This window comes from Nocardia sp. NPDC005745 (genome assembly GCF_040630775.1).
Classification (GTDB): Bacteria; Actinomycetota; Actinomycetes; order Mycobacteriales; family Mycobacteriaceae; genus Nocardia.
Genome location: NZ_JBEXYF010000041.1, coordinates 1 through 23,222, shown reverse-complemented (window position 1 = coordinate 23,222; position 23,222 = coordinate 1). Strand labels below are relative to the sequence as shown.

General features: G+C 66.7%; 24 protein-coding genes and 1 pseudogene. 10 read left to right on the top strand and 15 right to left on the bottom strand.

From position 1 onward, the window contains the following. The first annotated feature begins 228 nt into the window (after positions 1 to 228). Positions 229 to 993, top strand: a complete 765-nt coding sequence (locus tag ABZ420_RS31085) for an SDR family oxidoreductase (RefSeq protein WP_357130237.1) — start codon at positions 229 to 231, stop codon at positions 991 to 993. Between the two features lie 144 nt (positions 994 to 1,137). After that, complete coding sequence (locus ABZ420_RS31080; RefSeq protein ID WP_357130234.1) at positions 1,138 to 1,605, top strand: nuclear transport factor 2 family protein; 468 nt, start codon at positions 1,138 to 1,140, stop codon at positions 1,603 to 1,605. 79 nt (positions 1,606 to 1,684) lie between these two features. On the opposite strand, the gene ABZ420_RS31075 is transcribed toward ABZ420_RS31080, so the two are convergent. The 6 genes from ABZ420_RS31075 to ABZ420_RS31050 all read right to left on the bottom strand — a co-directional run bounded on the left by ABZ420_RS31075 (position 1,685) and on the right by ABZ420_RS31050 (position 9,671). Further along, the gene (locus tag ABZ420_RS31075; RefSeq protein ID WP_357130231.1) at positions 1,685 to 2,443 is read right to left on the bottom strand and encodes a sirohydrochlorin chelatase; all 759 of its coding nucleotides are present in this window, start codon (positions 2,441 to 2,443) and stop codon (positions 1,685 to 1,687) included. Next, entirely contained in the window at positions 2,440 to 3,681 is a 1,242-nt protein-coding gene (locus ABZ420_RS31070; protein ID WP_357130228.1) for a uroporphyrinogen-III synthase, read from the bottom strand. Before ABZ420_RS31070 ends, ABZ420_RS31075 begins: the two co-directional genes overlap by 4 nt. Before the next feature lie 7 nt (positions 3,682 to 3,688). After that, positions 3,689 to 4,090, bottom strand: coding sequence for a nitrite reductase small subunit NirD (gene nirD, locus ABZ420_RS31065; RefSeq protein ID WP_357130225.1), 402 nt, complete (start codon positions 4,088 to 4,090; stop codon positions 3,689 to 3,691). 64 nt (positions 4,091 to 4,154) lie between these two features. Continuing rightward, positions 4,155 to 6,680 carry a nitrite reductase large subunit NirB gene (gene nirB / locus ABZ420_RS31060; RefSeq protein ID WP_357130222.1) on the bottom strand — a complete coding sequence of 842 codons (2,526 nt, stop codon included), beginning with the start codon at positions 6,678 to 6,680 and terminating at the stop codon, positions 4,155 to 4,157. Between the two features lie 29 nt (positions 6,681 to 6,709). Beyond that, positions 6,710 to 8,215 (bottom strand): nitrate/nitrite transporter, encoded by a 1,506-nt coding sequence (locus ABZ420_RS31055; RefSeq protein ID WP_357130321.1) that lies wholly within the window; start codon positions 8,213 to 8,215, stop codon positions 6,710 to 6,712. A gap of 310 nt (positions 8,216 to 8,525) precedes the next feature. Beyond that, positions 8,526 to 9,671 carry an MFS transporter gene (locus ABZ420_RS31050; RefSeq protein WP_357130318.1) on the bottom strand — a complete coding sequence of 382 codons (1,146 nt, stop codon included), beginning with the start codon at positions 9,669 to 9,671 and terminating at the stop codon, positions 8,526 to 8,528. 173 nt (positions 9,672 to 9,844) lie between these two features. Between ABZ420_RS31050 and ABZ420_RS31045 the strand changes: the two genes are divergently transcribed. Further along, a complete protein-coding gene (locus ABZ420_RS31045) occupies positions 9,845 to 10,516 on the top strand; it encodes a FadR/GntR family transcriptional regulator (RefSeq protein WP_063052252.1) in 672 nt (223 codons plus the stop codon). Between the two features lie 191 nt (positions 10,517 to 10,707). Next, positions 10,708 to 12,189 (top strand): MFS transporter, encoded by a 1,482-nt coding sequence (locus ABZ420_RS31040; protein ID WP_357130219.1) that lies wholly within the window; start codon positions 10,708 to 10,710, stop codon positions 12,187 to 12,189. Between the two features lie 264 nt (positions 12,190 to 12,453). On the opposite strand, the gene ABZ420_RS31035 is transcribed toward ABZ420_RS31040, so the two are convergent. From ABZ420_RS31035 to ABZ420_RS31005, 7 genes are all read right to left on the bottom strand, one after another. After that, positions 12,454 to 12,891, bottom strand: a complete 438-nt coding sequence (locus ABZ420_RS31035) for a VOC family protein (RefSeq protein WP_357130216.1) — start codon at positions 12,889 to 12,891, stop codon at positions 12,454 to 12,456. Positions 12,892 to 13,288: 397 nt separating this feature from the next. Continuing rightward, positions 13,289 to 14,062, bottom strand: a complete 774-nt coding sequence (locus ABZ420_RS31030) for an ESX secretion-associated protein EspG (RefSeq protein ID WP_357130213.1) — start codon at positions 14,060 to 14,062, stop codon at positions 13,289 to 13,291. 11 nt (positions 14,063 to 14,073) lie between these two features. Next, the gene (locus tag ABZ420_RS31025; protein WP_357130210.1) at positions 14,074 to 15,411 is read right to left on the bottom strand and encodes a hypothetical protein; all 1,338 of its coding nucleotides are present in this window, start codon (positions 15,409 to 15,411) and stop codon (positions 14,074 to 14,076) included. Further along, positions 15,411 to 15,794 carry a hypothetical protein gene (locus ABZ420_RS31020; protein ID WP_357130207.1) on the bottom strand — a complete coding sequence of 128 codons (384 nt, stop codon included), beginning with the start codon at positions 15,792 to 15,794 and terminating at the stop codon, positions 15,411 to 15,413. Before ABZ420_RS31020 ends, ABZ420_RS31025 begins: the two co-directional genes overlap by 1 nt. 15 nt (positions 15,795 to 15,809) lie before the next feature. Next, positions 15,810 to 16,325, bottom strand: coding sequence for a DUF3558 domain-containing protein (locus tag ABZ420_RS31015; RefSeq protein WP_357130204.1), 516 nt, complete (start codon positions 16,323 to 16,325; stop codon positions 15,810 to 15,812). Positions 16,326 to 16,526: 201 nt separating this feature from the next. Then, positions 16,527 to 16,910, bottom strand: a complete 384-nt coding sequence (locus ABZ420_RS31010) for a hypothetical protein (protein ID WP_357130201.1) — start codon at positions 16,908 to 16,910, stop codon at positions 16,527 to 16,529. A 14-nt stretch (positions 16,911 to 16,924) separates the two neighbouring features. Beyond that, positions 16,925 to 17,455, bottom strand: a complete 531-nt coding sequence (locus tag ABZ420_RS31005; protein WP_357130199.1) for a DUF3558 domain-containing protein — start codon at positions 17,453 to 17,455, stop codon at positions 16,925 to 16,927. Between the two features lie 255 nt (positions 17,456 to 17,710). Here ABZ420_RS31005 and ABZ420_RS31000 point away from each other — a divergent pair, with 255 nt between their 5' ends. Then, positions 17,711 to 18,130: a hypothetical protein gene (locus tag ABZ420_RS31000; protein ID WP_357130196.1), complete on the top strand. Its 420-nt coding sequence runs from the start codon at positions 17,711 to 17,713 to the stop codon at positions 18,128 to 18,130. Between the two features lie 103 nt (positions 18,131 to 18,233). Here the strand turns inward: ABZ420_RS31000 and ABZ420_RS30995 are convergent, their stop codons facing one another. Together ABZ420_RS30995 and ABZ420_RS30990 are read right to left on the bottom strand one after the other, a co-directional pair. Further along, complete coding sequence (locus ABZ420_RS30995; protein ID WP_357130193.1) at positions 18,234 to 18,449, bottom strand: DUF397 domain-containing protein; 216 nt, start codon at positions 18,447 to 18,449, stop codon at positions 18,234 to 18,236. After that, positions 18,449 to 19,321, bottom strand: coding sequence for a helix-turn-helix transcriptional regulator (locus ABZ420_RS30990; RefSeq protein ID WP_357130190.1), 873 nt, complete (start codon positions 19,319 to 19,321; stop codon positions 18,449 to 18,451). The genes ABZ420_RS30995 and ABZ420_RS30990 overlap by 1 nt, the downstream gene beginning before the upstream one ends. Positions 19,322 to 19,482: 161 nt before the next feature. Here ABZ420_RS30990 and ABZ420_RS30985 point away from each other — a divergent pair, with 161 nt between their 5' ends. The 5 genes and pseudogenes from ABZ420_RS30985 to ABZ420_RS30965 all read left to right on the top strand — a co-directional run. Continuing rightward, positions 19,483 to 19,926: a hypothetical protein gene (locus ABZ420_RS30985; protein WP_357130187.1), complete on the top strand. Its 444-nt coding sequence runs from the start codon at positions 19,483 to 19,485 to the stop codon at positions 19,924 to 19,926. Beyond that, positions 19,923 to 20,264, top strand: coding sequence for a hypothetical protein (locus ABZ420_RS30980; protein ID WP_357130184.1), 342 nt, complete (start codon positions 19,923 to 19,925; stop codon positions 20,262 to 20,264). The genes ABZ420_RS30985 and ABZ420_RS30980 overlap by 4 nt, the downstream gene beginning before the upstream one ends. A gap of 345 nt (positions 20,265 to 20,609) precedes the next feature. Next, positions 20,610 to 20,939: a hypothetical protein gene (locus ABZ420_RS30975; protein ID WP_357130181.1), complete on the top strand. Its 330-nt coding sequence runs from the start codon at positions 20,610 to 20,612 to the stop codon at positions 20,937 to 20,939. A 296-nt stretch (positions 20,940 to 21,235) separates the two neighbouring features. After that, positions 21,236 to 22,441 carry a Cmx/CmrA family chloramphenicol efflux MFS transporter gene (locus ABZ420_RS30970; RefSeq protein ID WP_357130178.1) on the top strand — a complete coding sequence of 402 codons (1,206 nt, stop codon included), beginning with the start codon at positions 21,236 to 21,238 and terminating at the stop codon, positions 22,439 to 22,441. Between the two features lie 331 nt (positions 22,442 to 22,772). Then, a pseudogene (locus tag ABZ420_RS30965) lies at positions 22,773 to 23,222 on the top strand (DNA-directed RNA polymerase subunit beta); the annotation flags it as partial.

Genomic DNA, 23,222 nt, shown 5'->3' with positions numbered 1-23,222 from the left:
CGAGGCGCCGGCAATCGCCTCGGCAACGATTCAACCATCGCACCAGTGCCCATACCAGATTCAGGGCCATTTGTTCTGTCCCGCAGATTATTCGGATTAGCTTCCACTCAGCCCGCGCGAATCACAGCGTCGCCCGAGCGGAAGCGGCTCACCGGCTAAGCCATGGGCGACTCACCGGGTAACGAGGACCTCGTGCGCGCTGACGGGCTTCAGCGGTAGAAGTTGACGATGACCAAGATTCTCGTCACGGGCGGAACCGGCGCGCTGGGCAGGCTTGTGGTCGATCGGCTGCGCGAAGCGGGCCATGATGTGCGGGTGCTTTCCCGTCGCTCGGGGGCGGGCACGCATGTGGGCGATCTGCGCACGGGTACCGGCGTGGCGCAGGCCACGGCGGGTACCGACGTAATCGTGCACGCCGCCTCGGACTTCCGCCGGATGGGCGGCTCGGACCTCGCCCAGACCGAGCACCTGCTGCGGCACGCGCGAGAGGTCCGGCACCTGCTGTACGTGTCGATCGTCGGGATCGACCGCATCCCGTTCCGGTATTACCGGAACAAGCTGGCCTGCGAGCAGGCCGTCATCGACAGTGGTGTGCCGCACACGATCCTGCGGGCGACGCAGTTCCACGAGCTGATCGCGGCCGTGTTGCAAAGCGTCGAGAGATGGCCGGTGGCGCCGCTGCCGCCGAACTTCCGTTTCCAGCCGGTCGCCGCCGCCGACGTGGCGCGGCGGCTCGCCGCGTTGGCCGAGGGCGAGCCGCTCGGCCGGGCTCCGGACTTCGGGGGTCCGGAAGTGCGGACGATGACCCAGTTGGCGCAGGTCTGGCAAGCCGCCCGGCAGCGGCCGCGGCGGATCGTCCCGCTCCCGGTGCCCGGCCGGATCGGGAGCGCGTTCCGGGCAGGCCTGAACACCTGCCCGGATCACGCCGACGGCACACAGACCTGGTCGCAGTACGTCGCGGCGAACCCGGCGAATCCCTATGCCGCCGAGTAAGCATCGATGACCGCGCGCTCACCCAGTCCTGCGTCCGCGCATGGCTCATGTCGTCCATCTTCGGCGGGGTGGGTAGTCGGACCACAGATGGTCTTGTCCGTTTCCCGCCAGCATGCCAGGTGTGGATGTGCATACCGTCGAGCCATGACCATCGACAATCGGGCCGTCGTTCAGGCCGCGTGGCGGGCGTTCGCCAGTCATGACGCGGAGCAGATCGCAGTGTTCTTCACCGAGGATGCCGAATGGCTCGCTCCGGCGGGCAACGCGACCGCGGTCGCGCTCGACGCGCCCAGCCACATGATCGGCAGGCAGGCGATAACGCATTTCCTCGCACACGAGTTTCCGCGGTTGTTCGTCAGTGATGTCGCCGTGGATTTTCGCGGCTTCTACGTCGACGGGGACCGAGTGGTCGTGGAGGAAACGATGAGCGCCACGCTGGCGAACGGAAACGCTTACCGCAATGACTACTGCTTCGTCTTCGAGTTGCGGGACGGTCTCATCCGCAGGGTTCGCGAGTACATGGATACCGCGCGCGGGCATCGCGACATCTTCGGTAGCGCTGCCGCCAGTGGCAGGAGCGGCACCGACGCCGCACCCGCATCGGTCAGGTGAGCGCGTGACGCGGCGGCGGTAGCGGTCGGCGCTCGAGCAGTCCGGCCAGCCGAGCACAGACAACTCGTGCGCCGATCGCTCAGCGAGCCCGCGCCCGGACCATCTCCCCCGCTGCCACCCGGTAGCGGTCGGCGATCAGCCGGACCACCGCCGGGTGCACACCGATGGGCTCGGCGACGCCGTCGGCTCCCGCCTCGTGCAGGCGCTGCTGGAACAGGCCGTGCGCGAGCAGGTACGAGGCGACGAAGACGCGGCCCGCTCCTGCCGCGCGCAATTCCGCGATGACGTCCGGCACGCGCGGCGCGCCGGTCGCGACGTAGCCGATGCGGACCGCGACCCCGAGGTGTTCGGCCAGCAGCGCGGCCGCGCGCCGGACATCCTGGCGGGCACGAGCGTCCGAGGAGCCCGCAGCGGCGAAGACGACCGCGTCGCCCGGGGACCAGCCCGCCGCGCGCAGGCGCATCGCCATGATCCGCGCCAGCGCCGGGTCCGGGCCCATGGCGGGCGTGACCGTCACCGCGGGATGGGCGCTCTCGGCGACCTCACGCGGCACGTCCTGGTAGACGTGGTATCCCGAGGCCAGGAACGCCGGAACCACGACGGCGGGTACGGATTCGCCGGTGGGGGTGACCAGATCGCGCAGCACCTCCGACGGCGAAGGGCCGAGCACGTCCACGAATGCCGTGCGCACCCAGGGACTGTCGCCGGTCTCGGTGCCGGGCCCCGAAATCCCGGCACCGAGTTCCTTCGTCACGGCCTCGGCGAGCGCCGCGATCATCTGCACGCCCTTGGTGCTGCGGGTCCCGTGGGCCACCAGCACCAGGGCGGGGGCGGTCACCAGCTCCCCGCAGTCTGGATGTGCCGAGGTGCCCGGGTCGGAATTCCGACGCCGGGCACCTGCGGGCCTCCTGTCGCGGTGGGCCGTGGATTGTTGTCGGTACATTCCGCCGGGTCCAGCGCGAGCCGGTACCCGCGTTTGACCACGGTTTGAATCGCTTTCGGCGTGCCGAGTCCGGCGCGCAGCCGGGCGATGGCGGTCTCCACCGCGTGCGTGTCGTCCCCGCCGCCGGGCAGCGCGGCGAGCAAGTCCTCGCGGGAGACGACCCGGCCGGGCTGACGGGCCAGCGAGCGCATCAGGGCCATCGGCGCGGGCGCCAGCTGACGCACCTGACCGTCGACCACCACGCAGGCGCCGCGCACGCTGATGATGTGGCCCGCGGCGTGAATCCGGTTGGCGCGCCGGGGCAGTTCCTCGGCGACGTGGCGGGCCAGCGCACCGAGGCGGGCCCGGCCGGGCATCGAGGTGGGCACCCCGAGTTCCTCCAGCGGCGCGGCCGTGATCGGGCCGACGCAGGCGGGCAGCACCCGTCCGCGCAGCGCGTACAGCAACCCCTCCAGCAGTCCGGTTTCCTTGGCGCGCATCAACATCGACGCCACGGCGGGGGCGCTGGTGAAGGTGACGCAGTCCATGCCGGAGGTGACGATCGACTCGATGAGGTGATCCATCGGCCCTTGATCGTCCGGCGGCACCCAGCGGTACACCGGCACCGGCACGACATCCGCGCCCGCGCACCGCAGGACCTCGCAGAAGTCGGGCACCGGTTCCCACTCGGTGGTGGCACCGTGCAACTGCACGGCGATCCGGACGCCCTCCACACCTTCGGCGAGCAGGTGATCGAGCACTTCGGCGGACGACTCGGAGGCGGGCGACCATTCCTCGCGCAATTCCGCGGCGCGGATGGCGCCCTTGGCCTTCGGGCCGCGCGCGAGCATCCGAGTGGTCCCCAGTGTCGCGCGCAGGTCCTCGGCCAGGCCCCAGCCTTCGGCCGCCTCCATCCACCCGCGGAACCCGATTCCCGTGGTGGCCACGGTGATCTGCGGTGGATCGGCGACCAGCTGCCGGGTCACCCGTTCCAGCTCGTTGTCGTCGGACAGCGGGATGATCCGGATGGCGGGCGCCGAAACGATGGTCGCGCCCCGGCGTTCGAGCAGCGTGGCGAATTCCACCGCCCGCCGGGCCGCCGTGATGCCCACCGTGAATCCGGCCAGGCTCTCGCCGGCGTCAATTGTTGTCATTGGCGTTTCATCCATCCGAGGACGCGAGCGCGGCGGACACCGGCTCGTTGGAAATCGAAACGATGCCGTCGTCCACGCGCACCGCGTACACCGGCAGCACCGCCGATTCGTCGTCCAGGCAACGCCCGTCGACCAGAGAGAAGGCCTGCTTCAGCAGCGGCGAGGCCACGACGGGCGCCCCACCGCGATCGCCGACGATCCCGCGCGACATGACCGCCGCCCGGCCGATCGGATCGATATTGCCGACGGCATACAGCAGGCCGTTATCCAGCAGGAACAGGGCGGCCTGCTGGCCGCCTTTCAGCAACACCGCAACGCCGCGGCCGGGAATCAGGTAGTCGAGACGGCAAGCCTGTGTCCACCCGGTGGTGGTAGCTGTGGCAATGCCGGGGGTATCGATCACGGTCATCGGTGTCATCCTCCAAACGCCTTACTCATTGGTACCGGCGTTCTGTTTCCAAGCGGTTAAGCGGTCATTTCCCCTGCGTGGCGACCGGGACTTTGGGCAGTCCCAGCAGGACGGGAACCTTCCGCTCGCCCGAATCGTCGAACGAAATCGTCGGATCGGCTTCCTCCGGGGCGTTGACGAACGACACGAAGCGAGAAAGCTTCTCCTCGTCGTCCAGCACCGCGGCCCACTCGTCGCGGTAGCCGGCGACGTGCTGGGCCATCGCCGCCTCCAGATCCTCGGCGATGCCGAGGCTGTCCTCGCAGATCACCTGCTTGAGGTAATCCATGCCGCCCTCCAGCGCTTCCTGCCAAGGAGCGGTGCGCTGCAAACGATCAGCGGTGCGGATGTAGAACATCAGGTACCGGTCGATGTACTTGATCAGCGTCTCGTCGTCGAGTTCACCGGCCAGCAGCACCGCGTGCTTCGGGGTGAGGCCGCCGTTGCCGCCGACGTAGAGGTTCCAGCCGTTCTCGGTGGCGATCACGCCGACGTCCTTGCCGCGCGCCTCGGCGCATTCCCGGGCGCAGCCGGAGACCGCCAGCTTCAGCTTGTGCGGCGACCGCAGGCCGCGGTAGCGCTTCTCCAGCAGCACGGCCATGCCGACCGAGTCCTGCTGGCCGTAGCGGCACCAGGTGGAGCCGACGCAGCTCTTCACGGTGCGCAGCGACTTGCCGTAGGCGTGACCGGATTCCATGCCCGCGTCGACCAGCCGCTTCCAGATCAGCGGCAACTGCTCGACGCGCGCGCCGAACAGGTCGATGCGCTGGCCGCCGGTGACCTTCACGTACAGGCCGAATTCCTTGGCCACCTCGCCGATGGTGATCAGCTGCTCGGCGGTGACCTCGCCGCCGGGCATCCGCGGCACCACCGAGTAGGTGCCGTTCTTCTGGAGGTTGGCCAGGAAGTGGTCGTTGGTGTCCTGCAGCGCGGCCTGCTCGCCGTCGAGGATGTGGTCGCTCGAGGTGGAGGCGAGGATGGACGCGACGGTCGGCTTGCAGATGTCGCAGCCCGCGCCCTTGCCGTACTTTGCGATCAGGCCGGAGAAGGTGCGGATGCCGGTGACCTGGACGATCTGGAACAGCTCGGCGCGCGACTGCTCGAAGTGCTCGCACAGCGCCTTGGACATCTCCACGCCGGACTGCTCGAGCAGCTTCTTGAGCATGGGAACGCAACCGCCGCAGGAGGTTCCGGCGGTGGTGCAGCTCTTGATCGCCGGGACGTCGCAGGCGCCGTCGGCGATCGCCCCGCAGATCGCGCCCTTCGACACGTTGTTGCACGAGCAGATCTGCGCGTCGTCGGGCAGCGCGTCGGCGCCCAGCTCGGCGCCCGCGGGTGAGATCAGCGCGGCCGGTTCGGCGGGCAGCGGGCGGCCGACCAGCGGGCGCAGCGCCGAGTAGGCGGTGGCGTCGCCGACCAGGATGCCGCCGAGCAGGGTCTTCGCGTCGTCGGAGACGACCAGCTTGGCGTAGGTGCCCTTGGCCGCGTCGTGCAGCACGACCGACAGCGCGCCCTCGGTGACGCCGTGCGCGTCACCGAAGCTGGCCACGTCCACACCCAGCAGCTTGAGCTTGGTCGACATGTCCGCGCCAGGGAACTCGCCCGAGCCGCCCAGGAGGCGGTCGGCCACGATCTCGGCGGTGCTGTAACCCGGCGCGACCAGGCCGTAGCACACGCCCTCGACGGCGGCGCATTCGCCGATGGCCCAGATGTTCGGGTCGGAGGTCTGCAGGCCGAGATCGGTGATGATGCCGCCGCGAGGGCCGACCTCGATTCCCGCGTCGCGGGCGATCTGGTCGCGCGGGCGGACACCGGCGGAGAACACCACGAGCCCGGCTTCGATCACCGTCTCGTCGGACAGGGTGACCTTCACTCCCTGGTCGGCCGCCTCGATCGAGGAGGTGCCCACGCCGGTGTGCACGTGCAGGCCGAGGTCGGTGACCAGGCGCTCCAGGATGGCGCCGCCACCCTCGTCGACCTGGGCGGGCATCAGCCGGGAGTTGTACTCGACCACGTGCGGGGTGAGCCCGAGCAGGCGCAGCGCGTTCGCGGCCTCCAGGCCGAGCAGGCCGCCGCCGACCACCACGCCCACCGCGCCGGGACCGGCGGCTTCGGCGGCCGCGCGGATGCCGTCGAGGTCGTCGAGGGTGCGGTAGACGAAGCAGGCGGGGTCGTCGTGGCCGGGCACCGGCGGCACGAACGGGTAGGAACCGGTGGCCAGCACGAGCGCGTCGTAGGCGAGGATGTCGCCCGACGAGGTGGTCACCTTGCGCGCCGCCCGGTCGATGGACTCGGCGCTCTGGCCCAGGCGCAGCTCGACCAGCTCGTCACCGGCGTACTCGTTGCCGGGCAGCGCGAGCGCGCTCGCGTCCCAGGCGCCGACGTAGGAGGAGAGGCCGACGCGGTCGTAGGCGGGCAGCTTCTCCTCGCTGAGGATGATCACCTGCCAGCGGCCTTCGGTGTCGCGCGAGCGCAGCGCCTCGACGAACCGGTGCCCGACCATTCCGTGGCCGACGACCACCGCGGTCTTACGAGCGACTGTGGGGTTCATCTGTGTGTCCTCCTGGACTGGATCGGGTGTCAAGCGCGGGCCGACGAGCCGGCGGACGGGGTCTGGGACGGGGACTGGCCCGCTTCGGCTTCGAGGACGAAGGTCTCCGCCTCGGTCACGACATCGGAGTCGGCGGGCAGGCCCCGCAGGCTGGGACGGCGCAGGAACACCGCCCAGACCACCAGGGCGCACAGCACGTAGAAGGCCATGAACACCCAGAACGCGGTGGTGGCCGACTTGGTGGACGCGTAGGAGGAGCGCAGCACCAGGTTGATGCCCACGCCGCCGAGGGCGCCGATGGCGCCGACGAAACCGATCAGCGCGCCGGAGGTGTTCTGCGACCAGGCCGACCGTTCGGCGGGCGTGGCGTCCAGGCTCCTGGACTTGGCCTCGAACACCGACGGGATGATCTTGGTGACCGACCCGTTGCCGATGCCGGAGAGCACGAACAGGGTGATGAAGCCGACCACGAGCGCGGTCATCACGGCCCCGCTCGCCACGCCGTTGTTGCTGTCGGCCATCGTGCTGGCCACGGTGACAACCACGGCCGCCGCCATCATGGCGCCGAAGACGTAGAGGGTGACGCGGCTGCCGCCGATGCGGTCGGCCCACTTGCCGCCGTAGGGCCGGGCCAGCGAGCCGAGCAGCGGACCGATGAAGGCGATCTGCGCGGCGTGCAGCGTGGCCTGCGCGACGCTGTCGCCGCCTGCCCGGAAGCTGATCTGCAGGATCTGGCCGAAGGCGAAGCTGTAGCCGATGAACGAGCCGAAGGTGCCGATGTAGAGGAACGCGATCGCCCAGGACTGCGGCACCTTCAGGGCCGTGAGCATGTAGGACAGATCGGCCTTCTGGTTGGGCAGGTTGTCCATGAACAGCGCCGCGCCGAGTCCGGCGATCGCGATGAGGACCAGGTAGACCGCGCAGATCAGCGAGGCGTACCCGTTGCCGATGGTCGCGATGACCAGCAGGCCGATCAGCTGGATCACCGGAACACCGATGTTGCCGCCGCCCGCGTTCAGGCCGAGCGCCCAGCCCTTGAGCCGCTGGGGGTAAAAGGCGTTGATGTTGGTCATCGAGGAGGCGAAGTTGCCGCCGCCGAAGCCCGCGAAGCCCGCGACCACCAGGAAGGTAGTGTAGGAGGTGCCGGGCTGGTTGATGAAGTACAGCGTCAGCAGCGTCGGGATCAGCAGCATCGCCGCGCTGAACACCGTCCAGTTGCGCCCGCCGAACCGCGCGGTCGCCACGGTGTAGGGAATCCGCAGGAACGCGCCCACCAGGGTCGGCATGGCGACCAGGAAGAACTTGCCCGCCGGGTCGATGCCGAACTTGTCGGTCGGCATGAACAGCACCATCACCGACCAGATCGACCACACCGAGAATCCGACGTGCTCGGCGAAGACCGACCAGATCAAGTTGCGCCGGGCGACGTCCTTGCCGCCCGCTTCCCAGGCGGTGACATCCTCCGCATCCCAGTGCTCGATGCGCGGCCTGCGGATCTTCGTCCGTCCCAGCGCTTCCAGACGGTTACGCGTCAGCGTGCTCAACGGGGCCTCCCAATGTCGGTTGGCTCCACGGTAGGAAAGGGGTATTGCCGAAATGCTGCGCGAAATGACCGTCAAATCAACGGTTGCTCACGATTACCGGCGACCGGGGGTGAGTTTCGCGGGAATGTTTCAGGCATGTGACACAACGGTTTCCATGCGTCACAAAAGCACAGAATTCGAATTCCCCGGGCGGTGAGGTGTGACGCGCGCTACGTCGCACAATTCGGATGCGCACATCCTCACCCTGTTCGCACAGTCGCGCAACCGGAGCTGTGAGATTCGGCGCCGACGGCGCCGGGCATCAATTCCAGGTGTCTTCGAGCAACCGCGGCTTGCACGCCTGCCAGGCGCCCGCCAGCAGCACCAGCACCGCCACGCCGAGCAGCGCGAACGGAACCAGCCAGCCACCCGTCGCCGTGTGCAGCACGCCGAACAGCAGCGGGCCCACGCAGGCCACGGCGTAGCCGACGCCCTGGGTGAAGCCGGACAGCGCGGCCGACCCGGCAGGGGTACGGGTGCGCAGGTTGATCAGCGTCAGCGCCATCGGGAACGTGCTCGGGCCGAGACCGAGCACGACGACCCAGAGGATCGGCGCGGCCATCGGCGCGATGAGCAGCCCGGCGAACGCGATGAAGAACAGCACCGCGCAGCCCACCACGACCGGGAACGGATTGCGGAACCGGGCGACCACGGTGGGTGCGGTGAGCGCGGCCACCAGGCCGACCACGGCGAACAGACCGACCATGGCCCCGCCGTACGCGGCGCTCGCGCCCGCCTCGCTCAGGATCTTCGGCAACCAGGTGAACATCGCGTAGGTGGTGAGCGAGGTCATGCCGAACATGCCCGCCATTCCCCAGGCGATGGGCGAGCGCCAGACGCGCCCGGTGGGCGGCTGCTCCGGCACGGCCGTCCGGTCCGCGCCGTCGTGTCCGCGCCTGCCGCGCAGCACCGCCAGCCACGGCACCGCCGCGGCGAAGCCGAGCACGCCCCACACCCCGAGCGACACGCGCCAGCCGTGCGCGTCCGCGACCGGGACCGCGGTGAAGGCGGGCACGACCGTGCCGAGTTGCACCATCACGATGTACAGCGAGCTGATCACGGCGAGGCGATCCGGGAAGTACCGCTTCACCAGCGGTGGGATCACCACGTTGCCGATGCCCATGCCCGCGAGGGCGAGGGCCGAGAAGACGAGCAGTTCGGCGGTGCCCGACATCAGCACCCGCAGCACCATGCCCGCGCCCGCCATCAGCATGGCCGTCAGCGCGGTGCGCTCCAGCCCGAGCCGGACCGCCAGGACCGGGGTGAGCAGACCGGACAGGGCGAACATGGCGGTGGGGATCATGCCGAAGACGCCGACAACGGCGGCCCCGTAACCGATCTCGGCGCCGATCCGCTCGGCCAGCGGGCTGTACGCGGTGACGGCGACCCGCAGCGTGAGCGCCGACATCACGATGGCGGTGAGCACCAGCAGGCGGCCCTCGGTCAGCGCACGTCGACGGCGCTCGACCAGGACGGATTCCTGGCGAGCCTCGGTTTCGGGAAGGGTCGCAGTCACCGAGAAATCATAGGATGACCGGATGATGACCGGCAACGATTTGTGATGGGCGGTACTCTGTCGAGGTGCAACCCGTCCGGCGCACCAGCCTCATCGCCCAGGTGACAGACCAGCTGCGTGCCGAAATTCGTTCCGGCCGTTGGCCGATCGGCTCCCGCATCCCGACCGAGCCGGAGCTCACCGAGCTCACCGGCACCGGCCGCAACACGGTGCGCGAGGCCGTCCAGGCCCTCGTGCACGCCGGCATGCTGGAGCGTCGCCAAGGTTCCGGCACCTACGTGATCGCGGCGTCGGACCTCGGCGGAACCCTGGGCAAGTATTTCGCCGACGCCGAGGAACGCGACGTCCTGGAACTGCGCCTCGCGCTGGACGTCACCGCCGCGGGCCTGGCCGCGCGCCGCCGCGACGACACCGATATCGCGAATCTGCTGCGCCTGCTGGCCGAACGCGACAAGAAGTGGGACGAGGACTCCGCCGCCGCGATCGAGGCGGACGTCCAGCTGCACCGCGCGATCGTCGTCGCGAGCCACAACGCGGTGTACCTCGAGTTCTACGATTCGCTGCTGCCCATCATCGAACAGGTCATCCGCGCACGGACATCGAAGTCCGACGACTCCTATACCGAGGAGCACGCCGCCTTGGTGCACGCGGTGATCGACGGTGATCCCGAACGCGCCGCCTCGGAGACGAGGTGCTTCCTCAACTCGCTCATCGCGGAATATCCGGACGCGCGATAAACGGCGCAGGTAACCGAGTGGTCACCATTCGGGGCCACGCGATGTGAGTCGGATTTGCCGGGAACGTCATCGAGGGCCACGGGGACGCAACACGCGGCTCCTACCTTTATCTCGACCGTAGCCAGGCACTCGACAGCCGCCGGCGGCGCAGCCGCGATGAGGGTCGGTCGAGCCGAATCGAGAGGAAGCCGATGACCGTCGTAACAGCCACCGGCCAGCAGTCGCACCCAACGACTTTCGAATACCAGAAACGTGGACGCTGGCTCGATCACTGGGATCCGGACAACGCGAAGTTCTGGGAATCCGGTGGCGCGAAAACCGCGCGCAAGAATTTGATGTTCTCCGTATTCGCCGAGAATCTCGGCTTCAGCATCTGGGTCATCTGGGGCACCGTCGTGACCAGCATGGGCGCCGCCGGATTCGACTTCCTCGCCGGTCTGGGCAAGGGCAACCCCATCGCGGTGAGCAACGCCCTGCTGCTCACCTCAACCCCCACCCTGGTCGGCGCCGCGCTGCGCATTCCATACACCTTCGCCATCCCCCGGTTCGGCGGGCGGGCGTTCACCGTGTTCAGCGCGGGGATGCTGCTGATTCCGACGCTCGGTCTGGCCTGGTTCGTCAATCAACCTGGCACACCGATGTGGGTGTTCCTGCTGCTGGCGGCGCTCGCGGGCGTCGGCGGCGGCAACTTCTCCTCCTCGATGGCCAACATAAACTTCTTCTTCCCCGAGGGCAAGAAGGGCGCGGCGCTGGGCATCAACGCCGCGGGCGGCAACCTGGGCGTCGCCCAGACGCAGCTGGTGCTGCCGCTGCTGATCACCTTCGGCACGCACCTCATGGCCAAGGACCCGGGCGGCTACCGCTTCGGCATCACGCTGTCGGTCCTGGTCTGGGTGCCTTTCATCCTGGCCGCCGCGTTCGGCGCGCTGCGCTACATGGACAGCATCAGCACCGCCAAGTCCGACGGCAAGTCCTACCGGCTCGCGCTCACCAACCGGCACACCTGGGTGATGGCAATCCTCTACATCGGCACCTTCGGCTCGTTCATCGGCTTCTCCTTCGCCTTCCCGACGCTGATCAAGGCCAATTTCCCGGACCTGGCCAAGATCGGCTGGATCACCACGCTCGGTAACCTCGCGTTCCTCGGCGCGCTGGTCGGGTCGTTCAGCAGGCCGTTCGGCGGCTGGGTGTCCGACAAGGTCGGCGGCGCGAAGATCACCTTCTACGTCTTCGGCGGCATGGCGATCGCGGTCGCGCTGATCATGGCCGGGCTGGAACTGAAGAGCTTCCCGCTCTACCTGCTGGCGTTCCTGCTGCTGTTCGTGCTCACCGGCATCGGCAACGGCTCGACCTACCGGATGATCCCGACCATCTTCAGCGCCGAGTCCAAGAAGTACGCCTCCGAGCACGGCCTCGACGCGGCCGAGGCCGCCGCTTCGGCGAAACGCCAGGCGGGGGCGGCGATCGGCGTCATCGGCGCGGTCGGCGCCTCCGGCGGCTGGCTGTTGCAGCAGGCCCTGCGGCTGTCCAACACCCACCTGCACAGCATGGCTCCCGCGTTCTGGGCCTACGCCGGGGCCTTCCTGGTGATGGCCACCGTCACCTGGTGGTTCTACCTGCGGTCCTCGTTCGCCATCCAGCGCGTTCCCTCGCTGGCCTACGCGAACGTCTGACCGCCCCAACCGGTCCCGCGGCCCGGACACCGCGGGACACGGGCGTCACCACCGCCGTTCCCCTCCGGCGGAGCCGCCCAACCGAACGTCCGCTCATCGCCCGGGTGAACCCTGGATCCGCGACGGGTTCCGGCCCGCACCGGCACGATGGGCGGACGTTCGGCGTTGTCATTCCGAGAGAAAGTGCCCGATCGGCGCTTTGCTCGCTGCAGCCCGCAGCGCTGATGCGCGCCGGTATCGCGAGGTGTGCGCCGGGGCGCGCGGTCAGCTCTTGTTCAACTCTTCGGCAAGCATCACGATGATGCCGCTGGGGCCGCGGACATAGGTGAGCTTGTAGACGTCCATGTACGTCGCCACGCCGCGCAGAGGGTGGCAACCGTGCCTCGCCGCGATCTCGAGGGCCTCGTCGATGTCGTCCACCGAGAACGCGACGCGGTGCATCCCGATCTCATTGGGCCGGGTCGGGCTCGTCTCGATTGCGGTGGGGTGGATGTACTCGAAGAGCTCGAGCCGACCGTTGCCGTCCGGTGTCTGGAGCATAGCGATCTTGGCGTGGTTGCCGTCGAGGCCGACGGCGGTGTCGGTCCACTCGCCGCTGACCGTGTCCCGGCCGATGACGGTCAGACCGAGGTCGGTGAAAAAGGCGATCGTCGCTTCGAGGTCGCGGACCGCGATGGCGACGTTTTCCAACTTGATGGGCATGACTTCTACTCCTTATGTTTCGCGCTGTGGAACGGAGCTGTCGCGCCGATCTCGACAGGTAGGCTCGTGTGCTCTAGAGGTCTCATTGTCGTTGGGCGTGGGCCTGGCGGTGCGTGCCCATGCGGACGGCTTGGCCGTCTACTCCTCGAACGGAGCCGCCGTGGCGTTCCCGACATGTCGGCCGCACGGCTTTCGCCGAGTCGGGGCCGGTGGCGTGTATCGTGCGTGTCGTGACCTGCCGGAGGCAGGGGTCGCGGCGGCACACTCCCACCGCTTCGCCTCAGGCCCGTGGAGCAGGGGGATACCCGGAGCCGGGCCTGCGGTGACGCGCGGCGGGTAGGGAAGAATGCGGTGGTGGCACTGCCGGCGGCGGCGAAACGCCTCGCCGCTCGCGAGGTCAGTACGGCAAGTGCACCCTATCGCGCACGTCCTTGACCGTTCTGGCGATCATCTGTTGCAAGGTGGCGGCGATGCGTTCGGAAGTGGTGGGTTTGATCGTCACCAGGTCGTCGCCGAAAGTGACGTATCGACCGTCCTTCTCGACATCGTTGAGCTGGAAATCCTTGCGCCCGTTGATGTGCCGATTGTCCACGCTTCCCATCGCGTAGACACCGACATGACCGATCAAGGTCATCGCCCGGGTGAAGAACCGCTCGAACTCCTCCCGCGGCGTCGGCCGCCAGGCATCGCGCACCGGCGGACGCGGCCGTGCCAGCTCCTCCGCGGAAGCCTGCAATTGCTTGCCCTGCCCCGGCCCGCAGGCGGGGAACACATCGACCACGGCCCGCGCCACCGCACCAGCGGACAGCAACGTCAACACCACATCACCGCCGTGCTCGAGGCCCGGTCCCGGTTCCTGCACCGCGATCGCGCCGTGCTCGTAGTGCACCCCCGCATGCGCCCGCAGCTTGCGGTCCTTGCGTTTGCCTACGAATCCGGCCACTTCCACCCGGGCCTCCGGCGCCAGCAGCACTTCGACCGCGCGCAGCAGATCGTCATCGATGCGCGGCCGCAGCGATTGCGCCGCCACCTGCCGCAAACGCAAGCTCTCCGACCGGAATTCCGTCGTGTATTGGTGCTGCAAGGGATACGGCAGCACGTCGCGGCCAGTGGACTCCCACAGCGTCCGGAATTCGAGCGCGGTGAACCGCCAGGTTTGCACCTCGGGCATCGAAGATGTCCTTACCGTGGGTTGTCACCGATGACCGGCGGCACCGTCCTGGGCAGCTCGTCCAGCCCCGTGAGCTCGTCGCCGTGTTCCTGGGTGATCAGGTAGTCCGGGATCCCCCTGGTGGATTCCTCGTCGGATTTGCCGCCGCGCGCACCGGGGGCCATGCCACCCATGCCGCTCGTACCGGCGCGTCCGGGCGAGGCACCGGTGCGTGCGGCTGCGGCGGATACGGCGTTGGGGTTGTTCGGCGTACCTTTGGGCGGCACCGAGACACCGGGCGCACCAGGTGTTCCGGGACTGCTCGGCGTGCTCAGGTGCGGGCTTCCGGGACTGTGCGGCGATGTACTCGGCGTAGGCGTTGTGGAGGCAGGCGTAGTCGAAGCCGGAGTGGTGGACGCCGGGGTCGTCGATTCCTGCGTAGTGGACGCCGGGTCGGTGTTCGTCGACTCCGGATTCTCCGAGGCGTTGTCCGAGGGTTGGTCGCTCGATTGAGTCGTCGGATTCTCGGTGGAATTCTTGCCTGAAGGATCCGAGCTGGGTGAGGAGGTCCCCGAGGGGTTCTGGCTGCCGTTGTTCGTGCCTCGCGGATTGCTGCCGTCGTCTGTGCCACCCGGACTCGTGGCGGAAGCCGGACGCGGAATCACCGGCACGTTGGTATCCGATTCCATGACAACCGGGGCGTACACGGTTCGCAGCACCCGCAATGCTTCGGTCTTCGCGTTGTACTCGGCGACGTCGTCGTTGCGCCACTCCCGCCCGACAATGACGGAGCGCACGTTGTCCCATCCGCTGCGGTGCTCCGGCGCATGCGGGACCAGTTGCTTGGTCGGCTCCAAACCGGTCAGCAATTCGGACAGCTTGTTTCCGGTCAGCCGGGCCGCGTTCGAAACCTGTGCACCTTGGGCGGCATAGTCACTGACCGCGCTGGCTGCGGCATTGCGCGCCTCACCACGCCACACACTGTCATCGGTGGCCCGCTCCATCGCCGTCTTGAAGGCTTCCAGCGAGGTCTGGTGCCGCTCCGCGATGGTGCTCCATGCGGCTATCAGGTCGTTCACCGCCTTCAGATCGATCTGATCGACCTTCTGACGCAGCGTGGCGACATCGTGCCGCTCGAACTCGTCCGCGTCCAGAACCTCCCTCGGCCGGAACGCGCCCTCGAACCCGACACCGGTAGCCCGGCTGCGCACGCCGTCCCGCTGCTGGTTGTACTTGCCCTGCACCTCGGCCGTATTGACCTTGGGTTGCAACTCCTCGCCCGCGATCCAATCGCTGACACTGCGCCACATAGCCGAGCCCAGCCCTTGATCGAGCTGAAACTGCGGCATACCACCGTACGGATTACCCATCAGCGCACCTGCTCAGTGGTACTCGCGATCTGCGCCGCGTTCTCGATGTCCTGCCCGGTGATCCGCTTGAACGAAATCGCCATGACTTCTCGCATGTTCTTCACAGTTTCGATGTGCTCAAGGATGATCTGGTCAATCGAATTGGTATCACCGGTGGCCTGCTTCAGGAACTTGCCGACGAGCTTCTCCGCCATGTTGAAATCACCGAAGCCGGAGACGCTTTGGGCTACAGCGGTGAACCTACGTAACCCTTCCAGGTCCGCAAGACGCTGGTCGCATGCCTTCGCGCACTGATACGCGGTATTCTCATCGTCGACGTACAGCTCCCCCGCCCGAGCTCGTCCTGCCAGCCCATTCCACAGTCCCGCATTGTCTTCGCTCATATCACCCCTCCCTGATCAATGTGGCAGCGCAGGCACAATCGACACGCCGACCCGTTGCAGGATCGCGCAAGGGTCCTCGAGATCGTCCCGACCCGCCCGGTTCAGGACTTTCAACTGCACAACCCCCTGAGTCGCAGGGAACAACACATCGCAATCGAGATACTTTGACGCACCCTCGACCCTGAACTGCCGACCTGGGCGACCTCCCACGGTCACATCCTGAAAATCGACATTGCCTGGCTTACGCTCGAACTCCGCGACCGTACGGCCGGTTGAAAATACGGTGATGAAGTACTTGGGGCCATCCCAGTTACAAATTTCCCAGCCGGACTGGTGCACCCCTGCAATACCGGGCTCTTCGGTGGCCGGATCGACCCCGGCCGCCCGCAACGCCTCATCGGGAATCCCCGTGCACGGGTTGAACAGAGCCTGGGCCCCAGTCGTAATGGAGCCCGCCGTCGGCGATCCGCTCGTGTTGTCATCACAGCCGACAACCCCGGTCGCCAGCGCACCGACGAGCAGTGTCAACATGATTCGACGACTCATCCCCACCCTCTCGACCCGCGACGACTCAGGTTCGCCAACAGTAGCAGACGGACAGTGGGTATCCCGCGGCCTGCGCTGGCCCCAGAGAGCGACCCGGTAGCCGAACGATGCCGACGACGACTGCATCGAGATGCCGAGAGCAGAGTTCGGACTCGAGGCGCCTCCGCTGCTTGCAGCGACTACTCGTCAGCCCACTCGGTCGGTGGTATTCGCGATCTGGGCCGCGTTCTCGATGTCCTGCCCGGTGATGCGTTTGAACGAGATCGCCATGACCTCACGCATGTTCTTCACGGTTTCGATGTGTTCGAGAATCACGTGGTCAACTGAATGTTCCTCGCCCATGGCCTGCTTGAGGAATTTCTTGACTAGATCGTTGGCCATCTCAAAGTCACCGAAGCCAGCGACATTCTGGGCATCTTGCGTAACGATCGCCAGATCTTGAAGATCTTTTATGCGCTGATCACACGCTCTTGCGCATGCAAGTGCGACTTCTTGGTTATCAAGGTAAAGCTCCCCGGTCCGAGCCGCTCCAGCTAGCTGACTCCACAGTCTCGCGCTGTCCTCGCTCATCTTCCCCTCCCGGATCAAGCCGGCAGAACCGGCACTATCGATTCGCCAACTCGATACAGTGTTGCGCACGGTTCGTCGAGGTTGTCGAGACCGGCTAGGTTGGACACCCGCAACTGGATGACGCCTTGCGGTACGGAGAACAAGACATCACAGAGGAGCTTCTTCGAAGCCCCTTCAACTCTGAATTGCCGACCCTTCCGACCCGCAACCGTGACATCTTGGAATTCGACGTTTCCGGGCTTCTTTTCGAACTCGGCAACAGTCCGACCCGTCGAAAACACAGTCATTGAGTAACGACTGCCCTTCCATCGGCAGATTTCCCAACCGGACTGGTCTACTCCCGCGACACCCTTCTCCTCCGTTGCTGGATCAACGCCCGCCGCCCGCAGCGCATCATCGGGAATCCCTATGCACGGGTTGAACAGAGCCTGCGTCGCAGTTGTGCTGGACCCCGTCGTTGGCGATCCGCTGGTGGTGTCTTCACATCCAACGGTTCCGGTCGCCAGCGTACCGATGAGTAGTGCCAACAGGATTCGACGACTCATCCCCACCCTCTCGACCCGTGACGACTCAAGTGCGCCAACAGTAACAGACGACCTGCCTGGCGCTCTCGGCTCGCGCTGGTCGGCGGGTGTCCTTCGCTCGGCCGCGTGGCTCGGCAGTGGGCCGGGGGCCCGACAGGCTTTCCGCGTTCGGGGGCAGTGGGTTTGGGACCGGATCTAGGGTGGCAGTGCAGTAACGAGCTGGACGAAAGCTAGGACATACGACTGAGTTCGACTGATTTTCGAAGGAGCTAATCGATGAAGTTTGGCAAGATCGCAGCCGGGTTCGCGCTGGCCGCTGCCGCAATCTCTGTCGCTCCCGCCGTTGCCTCCGCTGATGATCCGGAGTTTCCGCGCAACGGTGTCATACCGCCGGGGACCTATCACATCGGGAGAGGCCCCTCCAATGTGATCGGGTCGCCCATCGAGAACTGTGACCTGCAAGTCTTTGTCGATGGCAGGACAGTGGCGCTGGTTTGCGGCGGCTCGAGCCGGGGTGGGCATCAGACGCCGGTCGGTCCGGACGAGACCTATGTTTCGTTCGACTCCGTGCCGCTTGGCCTCGATCTGCATGACATCGACCCCCGGCAAGGGCTTTGGAGTGGAACGGTGAATATTGCCGGGACTCCGATTATTGCCCCGTACCCGTTGGCAGCGGTCTGGCTCAGCCGCCGCTGAACTGGATGGGCCGGTAACGGGCGACTTCGCTCGCACCGCGACGGATACGGCCTGGACATCGGCTGTCGAGCCGAAGTCCAGGCCGTTAACCGGCTACCACGTGTCACAGATCAGGTTTCAGGTCGAATCCGCCAGCCGTGACACGGGCCCTGAAGGCGTTCCATTGGTCCGGAGTGAAGACGAGCGCTGGACCGGTCGGGTTCTTCGAATCCCGAACGCCGACGTGACCAGCCGCGAGCCACGCGACTTCCACGCACGCATCGGCCTCACCACTGTGGATAGACTTGAACCACTTCGCTCCGGATAGGTCGATGCTCATTATTCGTATCTCCTGGCCATATTCCTGAGCAAGTCTCTCGATCGTTGCTCGTCGAGTGCAGCACCATTGACGGCTGCGTGGATCACCCGGAAGCGGTTCACATCGTCCCCCTCCTCGAAAATCATTGTTCCTATGGCACCTTCGGTGTAGACGACGGATGGCTCGTCATGAGGGAAGTCGATGATGATGTACGGTGGGACCGCCAACCCGCCCGGGAAGCCAGCAGTAAAGGGAACGACTCGGATCGAGACGTTATCCCGCGTACCCATGTCGGCAAGATGACGGTATTGCGAGGACATGATCCGCGTAGACCCGACGACAGTGCGCAGAGCCGACTCATGCACCAGGAATTCCGCCTGCATCGGCTTGTGCTTTCGAGTAAGTATTGCTGATCGCTGGATTCTCCGTTCCACTAGCCAGTCGGCCTCTTCGGAGGAGCCACTCGACGCAGAGGATCGCACACTGCGAGCATAGTCGGGAGTCTGCAATAGGCCCGGTATGATCAGCGTTTGGAAGAAGTGCAATCCTTTTGCCGCGGCCTCCAATTGCAGATACGTGTTGAACCCGGGCCGTACCAGATCCCGGAAGTCCTCCCACCACGGTTTCATACGCGCTTGCTCGGCAAGCGATTTCAGGTACTCGATCCGCTCGTCCGGCAGCCCGTAGTACTGGCAGATGTACTCGATGTCCCGAACTTTGATCTTCTCGTTCTGCCCCAACTCCAGCCGCCCGAGCGAGGATCGGCTGATCTCCAGGACTTCGGCTACCTGCTCGAGGGTGTAACCGTTGGCCTGACGCGCGTCGCGCAGTGCGCGGCCCAACTGGCGACGCGGCAGCGTCGTCCGGTTGACGTCCGACTTGGTACCGACCATTTCCGTTGCGTCCTCCCCTGCTATCCCACGGTGTGACCTGCTTTTTCCCACGGCGAGAATCGATGTCCGCCCACTCGGGAAGCGATCAGCGCGTACGCGCCGATTGCTGGGCACCGGCCGATTCGAGCTCCCCGTCGTGAGCACGTTCGCAGCATATGCACATGGCCGAACAACACGGAACAGAATTCGATTTCGTCACGAATTCCCGCGCGTCGAAGCGGATTACGCACGATCTACAGCCAACGGGGCACGGCATCGGGACACACCGGCACGGGCGTCGCGAGGTAGTGGATGGGCTACTCGTTCCGCCCGGAATCTGCGCGCGCGCAGACGTGCGGCTGGCGCACGAGCAGATGCGGGCGCACCTGACCTGCCGGATCGAGCGGTGTGCGTGGAAGGCGGCTGCGTACCGCACGCTGGTGATCGCGGGACGGCTGACACCGCAGGCGGTGAGCCACCGGGAACGTGCCGCCGCACGAGGAATCGGGTTCCCGTCACATGACGAAAGCGGCAATACCGACCATGCCCTCGACGTGCACACGATCCAAGCGGTGCTGGAGCGATTGTCGGCGTTGACGGCCCCACCCGATGCTCCGCGCGGGTGAGCCGGTTGCATCGCACCACGACCGGAGCCGTGCAGGCTTCCTGGCGGGTGGTGGGAAGTCGCATCGAGATCGTGTTCTTCCGCGACGCCTCCGACCCCACACCTGCCTACCGGCTGCGCAACAACGGCGACACCGTGCCGATTCCCCTGGGGCAGAGCGGTTTCGTCGCCTTCGATGAGCGCGCACTGCCAGATCTGGCGCAGGTCCGCGAATGGTTCCCGCGCCACTTCCGGCTGTGGGACGCGGTCCGCGCCGAGTTCTGGGATGTTCTGCTGCCCGCGCACGGGGCGCGCACCGCAGACCTTCCTGTCCCGCCCCGGCCGGATGAGTTGGCCTGATCCACTACTTCGCACAGGTAACCGAGAGCCGAATGTCCAAGCGACGAAATCGACCGCGACCCGCGACCCGCAAGCCGACGAATTCCACCATCCGATATCCACCGAGAACCACGATCGACTCGATACTCACGACGATGATGGCCGAACGCCGAGCGGATGCCGCCGGCTCCGACACCGTGCACTTCTGGGGGTTCGCCCACGCGGAGAACTCCACGGCACAGGACGCGGCCCACACCGCGATAGTGCTCGATCCCGACGCCGAACGCTCCCCCATCCTGGACTCGGCCGAATGGCTGATCCGGCGATTCACCCGCCGCGTGTGGGGTCGGCCTGGCCTACCTGACGGTGGGCGAGATATTCCCCGGCGCCCACGGCGTCCCGCCGGATGCGGTACAGGCGGCGAAAGCGGGCCGGCTGAGCGAACGCGCCACCGCCGACCCCATGTGCGCGGCAACGATTTTCGATGCCCGAGCCCGCGCCTACACGGCGCTGACCTACACGCACCTGCCCGAACTCGGAGCGACGCCCACCTGGGTGAACGACACCCGCGCGTCCACCGACGCCTGGGTCACCCTGTTCGACCAGCGCGCTGTCGCTGCACACGTGTGGGCGGCGGCCATAACGCTGGATCCGCGGGCGAACTACGCCGCCATAACGCGCCTGCGGTCGCACTGAAGCAACGTGGACTTTCGGCCTGAAGGGCGAATGGGTAATTGTGTTGGCCCCGCCCGGGCGCGTTGTTATGGTGTGGGCGTGAATTCCCCGGAGGCGTCCAGACGATAGCCGCCCGGCATATGCGCTGGGCGGCGTTGTGAATGCAGAAACTGCTGGTCGTAGCGCGACAGGCAGGTTTTTCGCGACGCCGGACGATGTACGTTTCTCCGCGATCGGGCGACGATTCGCCCGATTCCGCGACCATCTCGGGCGCCGTGTCGGCTGCGCGGCGCCCTTTTCCGGGGAGTTGTCCTTCTATGCCCATTGTGGTGTTCGTGCTGGCTGTCGCGGTGTTCGCGCAGGGCACGTCCGAATTCATGGTGTCGGGGTTGCTGGAGCGGATCGCCGACGATCTCGGGGTCTCGATCGGCACGGCCGGTCTGCTGACCTCGCTGTTCGCGGCGGGCATGGTGCTCGGCGCACCGGCGATGGCGGTGGCGGCGGGCCGGTTGCCGGTCCGGCATTCGGTAGCGGCGTTCTTGGCGGTGTTCTGCGCGACTCATGTCGTCGGCGCGGTGACCAGCGAATTCGCGACGTTGCTGACGACCAGGGTCGTCGCGGCGGTCGCCAACGCGGGATTCCTGGCCATCGCGCTGGCCGCGCTGCCGCGCTTGGTCGACCCGGCCGTGGTGGGCCGCGCGACATCGGTGGTGGTGTCCGGGGTGACCGTGGCCTGCATCGCCGGTGTGCCGGCCGGGACTTTGCTGGGACAGGTGTGGGGTTGGCGTGCCGCGTTCTGGGCCGTCGCCGTCATCAGCGGTGCCGCGGTGATCCCGGTATGGACGATGGTGCCTCGCACTGTGCGCGCCGGTGATCGGCGGACGACCCGGGGAACCTCTCCGGTGAAGGAGTGGACGGCGCTGGGCACACGCCCGGTTCTCGTCGCGGTCCTGGTCGCGGTACTGGTGAACGCCGCGACGTTCGCGGGGTTCACGTTCCTCGGTTCGATCACCGCCGGGCTCACCGAGCCGGGCAGCCGCTGGGTTCCGATAGTGCTGGCCCTGTTCGGCATCGGATCGTTCGTCGGCGTGACGTTGACCGGCCGCTACAGCGACGATCACCGAGAGCGGATCATCACGCTCGGTACGAGCGGGCTCGCCGGAGTGTGGCTGCTGGCCGCTTCGACCGCGCATACCCTGCCCGGGGTGGCGATCATGGCGACGGTGTCCGGGGCCATCGCGTTCGGGGTGGGATCGACGCTGATCGCGACGATCGTGCAGACCGCCGCGCCCACCGCGCCACGGATCGCGGGCGCGCTGGCCACCACCGCGTTCAATATCGGCGCTGTTCTCGGCCCCGCCACCGCCGCCGTGGTCGTCGACCACACCGGTCAGCCCGCGAAGGCGTTGTGGTGCGGCACCGCCTTCTCGATCGCCGCGATGGCTGTCGTCCTGACCTCGCGAAGGCCGGTCGCACCCCGAGCGGCGACCGCCGCGGCCCCGGCAGGAGACCCGATCGAGTAAGGCTGGCGAATTACCGCTAATAGACTTGACGAACCGCATATCCAGATGTCACTATCAAAGTGGGAAGACACGAGAAATCATGTGTCTATTTCTTGATGTCCTCGACATCGGCCAAGTTTGGGTGTAATTTAAGGCTTCGCGCCGGGTCGCGTGCTGTCCAACTCTCGAAATACGAAATGACTGTGGAAAGTGGCACTGTCGGCGTGCCACCTCCCACCCGTTGTTGTCGAGGCATGTTCGGGCACAGTCCAGCACGGTGCGTACAGGAGAACTACCGCCCACAGGACAAGCAGATACCGCGACGACCACGCGAACGCGTGGGCGGCGCGAGGTGCTGGAAGGACGCATCTTGACAATCTCGAGTCAGGCCGACGTCGATGCAGGAATGCCCGTCGAGACCGGGGTCTCCGGGGCGTCGAAGCGGGTCTCGTTCGCCAAAATTCGTGAGCCCCTCGATGTTCCGGGGTTGCTGGATATCCAGCTCGATTCTTTCGATTGGTTGATCGGTGCGCCCGCCCGCCACGAACGGGAGGCGGCGCGCGGCGACGCACGGGCGGGCGGATTGGCGGAGGTGCTCGAGGAGCTCTCTCCGATCGAGGATTTCGCCGGAACGATGTCGCTGACCCTGTCCGATCCCCGTTTCGAGGAGGTCAAGGCCTCGATCGATGAGTGCAAAGACAAGGACTTGACGTATGCGGCTCCGCTGTTCGTGACGGCGGAGTTCATCAACAACAACACCGGTGAGATCAAGAGCCAGACGGTCTTCATGGGTGATTTCCCG

Bases quoted from the DNA above. Each gene is read 5' to 3' on its own strand.
- nirB (WP_357130222.1), bottom strand. From the start codon at position 6,680: ATGAACCCCACAGTCGCTCGTAAGACCGCGGTGGTCGTCGGCCACGGA.
- ABZ420_RS31005 (WP_357130199.1), bottom strand. From the start codon at position 17,455: ATGAGTCGTCGAATCCTGTTGGCACTACTCATCGGTACGCTGGCGACC.
- ABZ420_RS31010 (WP_357130201.1), bottom strand. From the start codon at position 16,910: ATGAGCGAGGACAGCGCGAGACTGTGGAGTCAGCTAGCTGGAGCGGCT.
- ABZ420_RS31050 (WP_357130318.1), bottom strand. From the start codon at position 9,671: ATGTCGGCGCTCACGCTGCGGGTCGCCGTCACCGCGTACAGCCCGCTG.
- ABZ420_RS30995 (WP_357130193.1), bottom strand. From the start codon at position 18,449: ATGAGCATCGACCTATCCGGAGCGAAGTGGTTCAAGTCTATCCACAGT.
- ABZ420_RS31085 (WP_357130237.1), top strand. From the start codon at position 229: ATGACCAAGATTCTCGTCACGGGCGGAACCGGCGCGCTGGGCAGGCTT.
- ABZ420_RS31030 (WP_357130213.1), bottom strand. From the start codon at position 14,062: ATGCCCGAGGTGCAAACCTGGCGGTTCACCGCGCTCGAATTCCGGACG.
- ABZ420_RS31025 (WP_357130210.1), bottom strand. From the start codon at position 15,411: ATGGGTAATCCGTACGGTGGTATGCCGCAGTTTCAGCTCGATCAAGGG.
- ABZ420_RS31070 (WP_357130228.1), bottom strand. From the start codon at position 3,681: ATGACAACAATTGACGCCGGCGAGAGCCTGGCCGGATTCACGGTGGGC.
- ABZ420_RS30990 (WP_357130190.1), bottom strand. From the start codon at position 19,321: ATGGTCGGTACCAAGTCGGACGTCAACCGGACGACGCTGCCGCGTCGC.
- nirD (WP_357130225.1), bottom strand. From the start codon at position 4,090: ATGACCGTGATCGATACCCCCGGCATTGCCACAGCTACCACCACCGGG.
- ABZ420_RS31040 (WP_357130219.1), top strand. From the start codon at position 10,708: ATGACCGTCGTAACAGCCACCGGCCAGCAGTCGCACCCAACGACTTTC.
- ABZ420_RS31020 (WP_357130207.1), bottom strand. From the start codon at position 15,794: ATGAGCGAAGACAATGCGGGACTGTGGAATGGGCTGGCAGGACGAGCT.
- ABZ420_RS31015 (WP_357130204.1), bottom strand. From the start codon at position 16,325: ATGTTGACACTGCTCGTCGGTGCGCTGGCGACCGGGGTTGTCGGCTGT.
- ABZ420_RS31000 (WP_357130196.1), top strand. From the start codon at position 17,711: ATGAAGTTTGGCAAGATCGCAGCCGGGTTCGCGCTGGCCGCTGCCGCA.
- ABZ420_RS31080 (WP_357130234.1), top strand. From the start codon at position 1,138: ATGACCATCGACAATCGGGCCGTCGTTCAGGCCGCGTGGCGGGCGTTC.
- ABZ420_RS30985 (WP_357130187.1), top strand. From the start codon at position 19,483: ATGGCCGAACAACACGGAACAGAATTCGATTTCGTCACGAATTCCCGC.
- ABZ420_RS31035 (WP_357130216.1), bottom strand. From the start codon at position 12,891: ATGCCCATCAAGTTGGAAAACGTCGCCATCGCGGTCCGCGACCTCGAA.
- ABZ420_RS30970 (WP_357130178.1), top strand. From the start codon at position 21,236: ATGCCCATTGTGGTGTTCGTGCTGGCTGTCGCGGTGTTCGCGCAGGGC.